This window comes from Photorhabdus namnaonensis (assembly GCF_001684335.1).
Lineage (GTDB): Bacteria > Pseudomonadota > Gammaproteobacteria > Enterobacterales > Enterobacteriaceae > Photorhabdus > Photorhabdus namnaonensis.
This window is the reverse complement of record NZ_LOIC01000083.1, coordinates 152,832-164,738: the sequence shown is the minus strand read 5'-3', so window position 1 is coordinate 164,738 and position 11,907 is coordinate 152,832. Positions and strand designations below refer to the sequence as shown.

At 41.8% G+C, this 11,907-nt stretch carries 6 protein-coding genes and 1 tRNA gene; 4 read left to right on the top strand and 3 right to left on the bottom strand.

Features of this window, described 5'->3' with window-relative positions; all coding sequences use genetic code 11:
• The 4 genes from Phpb_RS18600 to Phpb_RS18585 form a co-directional block, all read left to right on the top strand.
• Window positions 1–918, top strand: a 918-nt coding sequence (locus Phpb_RS18600) for an anaerobic C4-dicarboxylate transporter (RefSeq protein WP_240492610.1), incomplete at its 5' end; no start/stop codon positions are given.
• A gap of 183 nt (window positions 919–1,101) precedes the next feature.
• The gene (locus tag Phpb_RS18595) at window positions 1,102–2,829 is read left to right on the top strand and encodes a protein-disulfide reductase DsbD (RefSeq protein ID WP_065391655.1); all 1,728 of its coding nucleotides are present in this window, start codon (window positions 1,102–1,104) and stop codon (window positions 2,827–2,829) included.
• A gap of 17 nt (window positions 2,830–2,846) precedes the next feature.
• Window positions 2,847–3,419 carry a division control transcriptional repressor DicD gene (gene dicD / locus Phpb_RS18590; protein ID WP_065391654.1) on the top strand — a complete coding sequence of 191 codons (573 nt, stop codon included), beginning with the start codon at window positions 2,847–2,849 and terminating at the stop codon, window positions 3,417–3,419.
• Window positions 3,420–3,547: 128 nt separating this feature from the next.
• Window positions 3,548–3,623 (top strand) — tRNA-Phe (locus tag Phpb_RS18585).
• A 771-nt stretch (window positions 3,624–4,394) separates the two neighbouring features.
• Here Phpb_RS18585 and Phpb_RS18580 read toward each other — a convergent pair.
• The 3 genes from Phpb_RS18580 to Phpb_RS18570 form a co-directional block, all read right to left on the bottom strand.
• A complete protein-coding gene (locus tag Phpb_RS18580; protein WP_065391653.1) occupies window positions 4,395–4,712 on the bottom strand; it encodes a YacL family protein in 318 nt (105 codons plus the stop codon).
• Window positions 4,713–4,845: 133 nt separating this feature from the next.
• Complete coding sequence (locus Phpb_RS18575) at window positions 4,846–9,288, bottom strand: type I polyketide synthase (protein WP_240492609.1); 4,443 nt, start codon at window positions 9,286–9,288, stop codon at window positions 4,846–4,848.
• Between the two features lie 148 nt (window positions 9,289–9,436).
• A complete protein-coding gene (locus Phpb_RS18570) occupies window positions 9,437–11,767 on the bottom strand; it encodes a non-ribosomal peptide synthetase (RefSeq protein ID WP_240492608.1) in 2,331 nt (776 codons plus the stop codon).
• Window positions 11,768–11,907 lie beyond the last annotated feature (140 nt).

Genomic DNA, 11,907 nt, shown 5'->3' with positions numbered 1-11,907 from the left:
CCACTTTCGACGGCGGTTGTGGCGGCCCAAATTGGCATCACCGCCTCACCCATTTCCGCGGCGGTCGTTTATATGTCTTCTCTGATGGAAGGCCACGGCGTCAGCTATATCCATCTGTTAATGGTGCTATTACCATCCACTTTCGCCGCTATCGTTCTGATGTCTTTCATCATCTCCTGGGCGTTCAATTCCAAGCTGTCTGATGATCCCGTTTACTTAAAGCGTCTGGAAGACAATCTGGTAACTCTACGTGGCAGCAAACAAATCGAAGTTAAACCAAAAGCTAAAGCTTCCGTTCTGTTATTCCTGTCAGGTGTTATCAGTGTTGTTATTTATGCTATCGTCAATAGCCCAAGCATCGGCCTGATTGAAGAGCCTCTGATGAACACCACTCACGCCATTCTGATCATTATGTTGAGTGTCGCAACTATCACGACGATGTTCTGTTCAGTTGATACTGACGCTATTCTGAACTCCAGTACCTTTAAAGCGGGTATGAGCGCATGTATCTGTATTCTAGGTGTTGCATGGCTAGGAGACACTTTTGTACAGGCGAACATGGATTGGATTAAAGACACTGCCGGAGACTTAATCCACTCTCAACCTTGGTTGCTAGCGATTATTTTCTTCTTCTGTTCCGCCTTACTCTATTCTCAGGCGGCAACCGCAAAAGCATTGATGCCGATGGCTTTAGCTCTGAACGTCACACCATTGACAGCTATCGCTTCTTTCTCCGCAGTTTCTGGGTTGTTTATTCTTCCTACCTATCCAACCTTGGTTGCCGCGGTTCAGATGGATGACACCGGCACTACCCGTATCGGCCGTTTTGTATTTAATCATCCATTCTTTATCCCTGGCACCATAGGGGTTGCTCTAGCTGTGGCCTTCGGTTTCCTATTTGGCAGTATGATCCTCTAATTCCGGCTGCCAATAACCACTTAATCCAGGGGCGTATACCGCCCCTGACTCCCCTCTCCCAACGATCTATTTTCTCTGAAAACCTTCGATGACTGTTCTAATCTTAACCAGAGCACTTTCTGGTCTGACAGCCTTAGGTTATAGTGCTGAATCTATTTCATTTAATTAGCGATCATTATCTTTATGATTAAACGTACTCTGATGCTATTTTTGCTGCTTTGCAGCACCCTCTTTACCTCAACGGCAGCGAATTCGCTGTTTGAACAACCGGGGCAAAATCCATATTTGCCTGTAGATCAGGCATTCATGTTTGATTTTCAGCAAAAAGGCGACAAATTGACGTTAGACTGGCAGATCAAACCGGGTTATTACCTTTATCGCAAACAGCTTCATATTGAGCCGCAACAGGCCACACTGGGTAAAATCACGTTGCCGCAAGGTACAGCTCATCGAGATGAGTTCTTTGGTGAGACTGAAGTTTATTTCCAACAACTTATCGTCAATGTTCCTGTTACAGAGGCGAACAACAATTCCAATATCGTTGTCACTTATCAAGGCTGTGCCGCCGCAGGATATTGCTATCCACCGGAAACCCGCCTTGTTCCATTGAGTGCAATTGTTCCATCAAAAACAACTGACGCAACACCCATCGAACCTGTTCAGAAAACACCAGAAAGTGCATCAAATGATCAACAACATTTGCCTTTCTCACCACTCTGGGCAATTTTGATTGGCATCGGTATCGCCTTTACACCTTGTGTACTACCGATGTATCCATTGATTTCCAGCATTATTCTTGGCAGCCAACGACCTAAAAGCCTAAAACAGATATTTTGGTTAGCGCTAAGCTATGTTCAAGGCATGGCAATCACCTACACACTGCTTGGATTGATTGTAGCGGCGGCGGGCCTACAATTTCAGGCCGCACTGCAACATCCGTATGTACTGATTGGCTTATCAGTCTTGTTTATTATGCTGGCACTGTCGATGTTCGGCCTCTATTCTCTGCAACTGCCTTCCTCTATTCAGACGCGCTTAGTCAACTGGAGCAACCAGCAAAAAAGCGGTTCACTCTTCGGTGTATTCGCTATGGGGGCATTAGCGGGATTAATTTGCTCCCCTTGTACTACCGCGCCGTTAAGCGCTATTTTGCTCTACATTGCTCAAAGTGGTAATACTGTGGCAGGCGGCCTAACCCTTTATCTTTACGCTTTGGGAATGGGATTACCTCTTATTGCCGTCACCCTATTTGGTCATAAACTCCTGCCACGTAGTGGGCCTTGGATGCAATATGTTAAAGAAGCTTTTGGCTTCATTATCCTCGCGTTACCCGTTTTCCTGCTGGAAAGGGTCATCGGTGATACCTGGGGAATACGATTATGGAGCCTGCTGGCAGTCAGTTTCCTGGGATGGGGATTTGCTCTGACGATTAGAAGCCAAAACGGTTGGGTACGAGTTATGCAACTGATATTGTTGATTCTAATGCTGATAGCTACCCGTCCATTGCAGGATTGGTTTTGGGGTACAACAGTTACACAACAGTCGCAACACAGCCTAAATTTCCGTCAGATAAATAACTGGCAAGAATTAGAACAAATAATGACACAAAACAGCCATAAAACCATTATGCTTGATTTCTATGCTGACTGGTGTACCGCTTGTAAAGAATTTGAAAAATATACATTCAGCGATCCACAAGTTCAGTCACAACTGCGGGATACCTTACTGTTACAGGCCAATGTCACGAATAACAACCCGCAACAGAAACAGCTGCTAGAAAAACTTAACGTTCGGGGATTACCGACTATTCTGTTTTTTGATTCTCAGGGAAAAGAGATCCCTGATTCACAGGTAAATGGTTTTATGGATGCAACCCGCTTTAACGAGCATTTGCAACATCTGCCAAAATGATTCAGAAGGAGAACACCGTGCAACGAGAACAAGTTCTTAGTCATGCCTTAAACTTACTGGAGCAACATGGCTTATCCATCACAACTGAGATACTTTTCGGCTCGCTTAACATGGATATCGAATATCTCAAGCAGTTCTGGCCTGATCGGGAAGCACTGCTTTATGACTGCCTACGTTATCACGGCCAACAAATTGAAGTCTGGCAGCGACAAATATTACTGGATGAAAACCTGACACCAGAAGTGAAACTATTGGCTCGTTATGCCGCCCTCGATGAAAAAGTAAAAGAGAAACGTTACCCAGGTTGCCTATTTATCGCGGCCTGTGGTGAATTCCCTGAATCTGACCACCCTATCCATCAATTAGCTGAATTACAAAAACAGAGCTCTTCCCGTTACACCACCGAGCTACTACATCAACTGGATATTGAAGATTGCAAACTCGTCGCTAAACAGATGGAACTGATTCTGGAAGGCTGCTTGAGTAAACTACTGATCAAACGGGATATTGATGATATCGCTACGGCAAAATTGCTGGCAGAAGATGTTTTAGCTATTGCCTTATGTCGCAAAAATGGAGCGTTAAGTTAACAAAAATCAACCTAAAATGAACAACCTCACAAATTCCGGGCAAAAAGAGAGCAAACAATCAGCTTTTTTCATTTTTTATCAGAAAGGCATTGACGACTTAGGCTGAATACGGTTTAATGCGCCCCGTTGCCCGGATAGCTCAGTCGGTAGAGCAGAGGATTGAAAATCCTCGTGTCGGTGGTTCGATTCCGCCTCCGGGCACCAATTCAAAATACGCTAGTTGAGGACAAACTCCAACTGGCGGCCAATAAAATAGCCTAAGTGTATAACTTTAATTAGCTTGGCTTTACAGTGTATAGATACCGGGTAGATGATAAAGGATACATAATAAATCATGTGTCACTTTTTCCTTTAACGAAATGCTTACAAGCTCTGTTTCGGCTATCAATCCCCAAAATCAGTAAATTAATTAACACGATATTGTTTATTGGTTATTCAGCTTTCTTATTACTAATCAAAATAGTGTTAGTTATAAAAAATTGTATCAGTTCAAAAAAATTCCCTATCTTGCAATCATTTGACCACAATCCTTCGGTGGGTTTGCTCATGATCTATTTCTACAGAAGAATGATTCAACCAAGCCCAAAGACAGTGAAAGCACCAATACCGCCTGTCAGCTCACCGGTTTTGCGGCAGGCTCTCGCGAACACCGTCTCCCCCGCTCAACTTAGCCAGGAACGCTCGGCCAACATCTCACCCATCATAGCGGTAGTTCTCGACCACCACGTACTGACCGTGTAGCTCGGGGTATCGACATATTCATTATGATACGCCAGCAAGGCCAGCTCAGTGAAATCAAACTGAGGATACGCGGACTCATTAGTGACTATAAGGGGGGAATGCATGATGGCAAGGATTGAACAGCTAAGGGAAGTACATTTGAGCCACGAAGAAACGCTGGCCTATCATGGGTTTTCGTCACGGTAACAAAGAACAAAGCCGGAAGATCACGAAAATCTTCCGGCTTTTTGATGTTTATTCTCTACTCAGAAGTAATTCCTTCCACTTCTCAAGATAACCTTTGAATTCATCTATGGTTGCAATCTGTAGGCTTTCTTCTGCGTATTCGTTAAAAATTTCGACACCATCCGGTTTGATGGTTACAGTATGGGCGTTACCTGTACCTTTCCACTGTGGTAATTCTCCATTTTTAACCGATTCACATAAATCAAGATACTCATTTACACCATATAAACTACCTTGAATATCATCTTTCAAAAACCATGCGATTAGATGATGCTCTGTCTCAGCTTCAGCACAAGAATAACCATGCTTATCAATATAGTATTTCATTTGTTATTTAACGCTCATAAACAGGGAATGCTGTATTAATATTTCCATTATTATCTAGGTAACCACCAATTGTTACACCACTTGGTGAAACCCCTTTCCATTTGGTTGTATGCAAGGTCAGGGATCTGACATATTATGCTGCGTAATTAGCTGATTTCTTTACCCTCTTATTCTTCATTCTTTGCTTTGCCAATTGGCTAGTCGAAGTACGATGTTGTGATGACACCGCTGCATTTTCTTGAGTGTGATTCAACTTAGATGCCACCGCATTTTCTAGTTTCGACACGGTGCTGTAGGTAAACATCATTGATATAGGAATATCATGATAGATACGCTGTTTGAGCCTTTCATTGATTTGAACGATATCCAATGATGTGGCACCCAGTGCAAAGAAGCTGCAATGTTCATCAATTTCAGAAAGCCCTAGCTGGTGTTGTACTTCTTCTGAAATTACCTGTTTAATCGAAATATTTTTTCCTACGATCTCACTTTTAGTCTCTGCCAAAGTATTGGCTTTTTCTCTATCCAGCGTATTGACTCTTTCCTCAATCGGTATTATAGAAACTAATAATCGTTGTTGCGTCACCTGTGAAAGTGCTTGTAGAAATACAGCTTCACCTTGCTGATTGGTTAACCCTGCTGTGGATGCGTCAATTTTCATATTTCTTGACGCCATGCCAACTTCCAGCCAGCGATCCCAAGCGAGAGAATAGATTTTGAATTTTAGATCTCGTCTATCAGCAATCGCATCGAGAAATGCATTAGCCGCAACATAAGCAGATTGCCCAGGGGCGCCACAGTAAGAGAGTAATGAAGAACATAAAATCATCGAATTTAGCGGTTTCCCTTCAAAGTACGATATCAGGTTCATTGCCCCTTCTACCTTAGCAGACATGATTTTGCGATGTGATGATATATCAGGTTGCATAATCAACGCCCCGGCATCCGAGCCTGCGCTATGGATCACCATGTTGATGGCCCCATAATTATTTTCCAGATACTGTAACGTGTCGAAAAGTTGGGGTTTATCTGTCACATCCAATTGTCGCAGTATCACTTCTCCACCGAGTTGTTCAATCTTCTCCACACACTCAATTTGTTTAATTAACGCCAATTGTTTCTCGTTTTCCTTGATACTTGCCCATTGTGAACGTTCAGGAATAGCTGTTCGAGAGGCAAGCACAATACGGGCCTTATAGTGTTGCGCCAAGCTTTGTGAGAGCTGCAAGGCGATTCCACCCAGTCCACCACTGATTAAGACTAAACATCTCTCATGCAACCCATTATATTGTTGATGAGTTTCAACGCTTTTATTCGGCAGTGCTTTGAACTCTGGCAACCAAATTTGGTTATGTCTTATTGCCACGCGATGATTAATATCAGAGCTGACTAAACGACGAAGTAAAGACTGGGTTGAATTATCCTGTGCTAATTCATCGAAAGAGATGTCAATTTGATAGCCATAGTGCTCTTGATGCTCGTGGTTAATTGACTGTATTAAGCCTTTCAGTAATGAGATAGCGGCATCGGTGATTTCATAGCCGAGCACATTCTCAATTTGAGGCGTTAACAGAATAAACCGAGAGGCCGCGAGTGACTTAATGGATAATATATTTTTGATACATGCGAGCCATTCAAGATAATGTGCTATTGGATCACAAACAAAGTCTTCTGCATTAGGCATTAATACAAACGAACAACAGCCCGTTAGATTTAACGAAGGTAATTTATCAACCTCCTCGACAAAGATAATATTTTGCATTGATAAAACGTTATCGACTAGCGCTCTATTGCGGTTAGCTCCACGATGTGTAGTTAGAGCATATACCTGCCCTTCATGTGCCATTTTCTTAATATCATCACATGAACTTCTATACCACACTGGTCGATACAAGATATTTTCTTTTATACCCGGTGATTTAATCTGTGGCGCTCGACCTTTTACCAACCTATCTCTGATCTTTGTGAACTCTTTTTCAGCAAACGCGTACACAGGTAAATGAATGAGACGACCAAATTGGCTATTCGGCACTTGCCAATTTCCTAATCCGACAATACACCACAACTTAGCAAGTTGGCTGTAGAAATAGGTGACATCACCCTCAGGTAAATTCGGATGCCTTAACATATTGGCAATATGTATTTGTTGATCTGGTTTTTGTTTAAAGAATTTCTGTACACAACTAGCAAGAGTGTTGCCAGGTCCTACTTCGATGAAAACAAGATGTTGCTGCGAAGAAAGCGTCTCTAAACACCCTAAAAAGTCAACTTTATCTCTTTGATGAGACAACCAATATGCCGGTCTTCTAATTTCATTATTATCATGCCAATCACCAGATAGGTTTGACAAAATTGGGATATTTACAGAATTAAACGCGACCGTTTGCAATGCCTGCTCATATTCATCCTGTATTTCATCGATGGTTTTAGAATGGAACGCGTGGGTAGTTTTTAGTTGACGCGAATGAATGCCCTGTAGTTGCAAATAAGATTTCAGGTTCTCGATATCTTCAATAGAACCAGACAATACTGTTGAATCTTTACCATTAACCGCCGCAATTTCTAAACTTCCCGCCAATAGTTCTACAACTTGCTCTTTTGACAAAGGTACACTCAACATGGCGCCTGGAGACATTTTCTCCATCAATTGCGCTCGTCTACCAACCAAAAATAGAGCATCTTTTAGCGCAAAAACCCCTGAAATAGTCGCCGCAACATATTCACCCAGACTATGACCTAATAATATATCAGGCTGAATACCCTTTGATTCCATTAATCGCGTTGTCGCGTATTCAACGATGAATATGGCAAGCTGTATGATTTCGGCAGGAAACGCATTAGAACTTTCCGGTTCCATTAAGTAATTTCTTATCTGTTCTCTTTTTTCATCGTTCAAAAGTGATAAACAGTGCTCTACTTGCTCTTTAAAAACCGATTCACGAAGATATAAACCTAGCCCCATAGTCTGATATTGCGAGCCTTGACCGGGATAGAGAAAAACAACACGTTTGTTTGCATGTTCACACCGACCACGAACAAAGTCGGCTGTAGAGTATGTCGCCCTGTCGTCTGAGCAAACCAATACAGATCGATAACCAAAATGCTCGCGACCATTTTGTAAGGTATGAGCGACGTCGGCTAATTTATTAGGATTAGAGGCTAACCACGCGATTAACCGGTTTTCCATTTCCCCCAAACTCCACTCAGATTTAGCCGACAGCGGGAGTAATTTTACTGCATCAGAAGTTTGATCATCGTGAGGTTCACAGACATATTCTTCCAGTATCACATGAGCATTGGTTCCCCCAATACCAAATGAGCTTACTCCTGCTCGCCTCACTGTTGCGCTATTCCAATCTTTACTGTCGGTATTTACATAAAAAGGTGAAGAAGAGAGTTTTGTTTTAGGATTCGGATTCGTAAAGTACCGATTAGCGCACAGCTTTTTGTGTTTTAACATCAGCGCCGTTTTTATTAACCCAGCCATTCCAGCCGCACTATCAAGGTGCCCAATAATCGACTTTACCGACCCAATAGCAATACTCTGCGGTAAGACGTTGGAGAAAACTTTATTCAGAGCGGTTATTTCTATTGGATCACCAAGCTTGGTCGCCGTGCCGTGGGCTTCAATATAAGAAATGGATTCAGCTTCAACCTTAGACATAGCCAAAGCCCCTTTAATCGCTTCGAATTGTCCATCAATGCTCGGCGCGGTGTAACCTACTTTTCTTGAACCATCGTTGCTAAGCGCTGATCCCTTAATCAAGGCCAAAATAGGCCGTCCTTGCTCCAATGCAATTTTGAGCGGCTGCAACACTATCGCACCAACGCCTTCGCCGCCGACAGTACCATTAGCCATTTCATCAAATGGTCGGCAAGTTCCATCTGGAGAGGTGATCATGCCATCTTGATATAAGTAACCTTGCTGATTGGGCGTCACTAAAGTCGCGGCGGCAACGAGAGCTGTCTGGCATTCACCTAATAACAAGGCTCTTGATGCCAGATGTATTGCGGTGAGAGATGAAGAGCACGCTGTCTGAATGGCAATTGCAGGCCCTGTTAAACCCAATTTGTACGCCAGTCGAGTTGCCGAAAAGTCTTTCTCTACTAAGTTAAATGCAGAAAAAAGACTGGCGCCATCTTGTTCACATTCGTCATAAGCGGCCATTTGCCAACCAAGTTGAGCGCTTGATGCTAAATAACAACCAACCGCCCCTTTGTATTCAGACGGAACAATACCGGCAGAACCTAACGCTTCAAAACCACATTCATGTAATTTACGAATTTGTGGTTCCAAAAACTCAGCTTCACGCTTGTTATAATCAAAAAAATCAGCATCAAACGTTAAAGGGTTATCAATAACACCCTTGGCGTTGACATAATTTTGGCTCTCATAATGCTGTTTAGGCACGCCATTTTTCGCCAATGTTTCATCAGAAAAACGAGAGATACAATCCTTGCCCTCTAGACAGTTTTTCCAAAAACTCTCTACTGTTTCACTATTAGGGAAGCGACAAGAAACACCGACAATAGCGATTTCTAGCCCCGTTAATTTTTGCCTGGTAAATTCGTGCATATGATTATCTTTTTTCATGATTTTCAATATTAGCAAGTGCTAAATTAGCCATTAAATTATTGAGAGACGTTTAATTAAAATATCAATATATTGCAATTGATATTTTTCAATTGATATTTTTAAAATGGATAAATTAACGAAATTAAGCTTAAAGACCGAATATCTTTAATGCTTCATCAAACTGTTCTGTTGAATTAGCGCCATTATCGGAACTGTCTAATGATTGTTCATTGCCATCTATATATTGTGCTTGTGACTGAATCGTAGTGTATTGAAATAAATCGACAATTTCTATTTCCCGCGCAAATACTTCACTTAATTTGAAACTAAGTTGCGCTAACTTAAATGATGAACCACCTAAATCAAAGAAGTTATCTGTTAAGCTGATATTCTCTTTCCGGGTAGTCAGTAAATCCGCCCAGATATCCAATATTTGCTGTTCCGTCTCGCTATTACATGCCACAATTTTTTTCTGCACCACGTCGCAACGAGGATCTGGTAATTTAGCGTTATCAATTTTACCACTACTATTTTGCGGGAATTTATCAACCGCAATGAAATATGCTGGTACCATATAATCAGGAAGATGGAACGCAATTTCCTTACGAATCGTACCAAAATCGATTTCTTCATTAGTACAAATATAAGCGATCAATAATTGATTACCAGACTCTTTATTTTTTACTGTCACATGGACGTCAACGACTGGTTTGATAGCATCCACGGAATATACTTTGAATATCACTTGTTGAATAACTTTCTCTGTTTCACCAAGCTCTATTCGATATCCATTTATTTTTACCTGGCTATCTATCCTTCCTAAATAAATCATACCGCCCTCGCCGATATATCTTGCCAGGTCACCCGTTCGATAATAACGCTTACCATTGATGAAAACGAAAGATTTTTGAGATAACTGAACATTATTAATATAGCCTTTTGCCAACCCTTTCCCAGATATAGCGATTTCTCCCACCGCCCCTTTAGGAAGAATTCGCATAAATTCATCAATCAGTACAATTTCCTCACCAGACATTGGCAGACCAATAGGAATCGTCTCAGTATTAATCTGGCTTGAAGCGTTAAATTCAAAAGAGAGTGATTGCACACAACATTCTGTAGGCCCATATGCGTTAGACGCGTTCGGAACCGACTCCCAGCAATCAGCGAAATTCAACCAATTTTGCCGATCTAATTTTTCGCCGCCAATCATCAGATGCTTTACCTGACAATCAATGGGCTGACCATGCATTTGTGACCTAATCATCCTTAAATGGGTTGGAGTGCAATCGGCAATATGGATTTCCCTGTCGCGCCAAAATTGACTGATTCTCCTGCCATCTTTTCTGATCTCGTCAGGAACGATATGAAGCGTATGGCCCAGTAAAAGCGCCGGATAAAGTTGCTGTACCGACGCGTCAAAACTGAGTGCCGACATCATTGAGACATTCAAATCCCACGGGTAATTGCAATAAACCTTTTGATATAACCCTTGGACTAAATTGACAACGGCACTGTGAGGAATTTCAACCCCTTTTGGATTACCCGTCGAGCCAGAGGTAAAAATAATGTAAGCGGAATCTTGACCATTAATTTCAGGCAGTTGAAGGTTTTGTTTTGCATCAAATCCATCTTGTTGCAGATTGTCATAGGTAATCTGGCGGTACTCTTCCAACGCCAACTGGGTATCAATTGACGATATCACTAATCGCATCTCTGCAATATCTAATACATATTTCTTTCTGCCAACAGGCCAATTTATATCGAAAGGACAATATTTTCCGCCGGCTTTAAGCACCGCGAACATTGCGACTATTGCTGAGCAAGATCGCGGCATATGTATACCAATCGTATCGCCTCTTTCGATACCTAACTCTATTAACCTGACGGCGCAGGTATCACTTAATTTATCCAGTTCAGCATAACTCAATTCCCCCACACTATCTGCGATAGCCGTTTTTCCCGGGTGCATACTGACTTGTCGCTTAAATAAAGCCAGTATCGACTGTTCAGTATCAATGCCATTTTCTGCTTCAACAGCATTTAAATAAAAGGGATTAGTGATTGGCAACTCAGAAATTTTACAATCAGAGCGTATTTTATTCGCCCAAGATTCTATTATATTCATCATAGTGATGACATAATCTGAACCGTATATCGAAGTCACTTCACAGGATATCAGCGCATCATCATGTTCAAAGAATAATTGCGATAAGGCGCGCTCAAAAAATTCATAAGACTCTTTTTGGCAATTTTTCAATATAACAGCTAAAGGGAAGGTAACTGTACTATCAAAAATATTTTGAAAAGATGCTACGGCATACGCAAACTTTTGCTGAATATTTGTTGAAGCCGCTACGATCACCTCTTTTAAGGTGCACTCACTATCGAAGTTAAACGGTAGGCATAATACCTTTGGTTCAGTTGAATCTTCGAGATAACTTCCAGTAACAACAGTCACCTCAGAACTCTTCAACATTATTGCCTGCGCATAAGCGGCCAAAGACACAAGCAATATGCTCAACCGTTTATTTGAACCATTTGCAATTGAGAGTAAGGTCTTTGAAGTTTCTTCAGAAAAGCTAAACTTTGTTGGTTTAGATGAGATATCTTTACAAT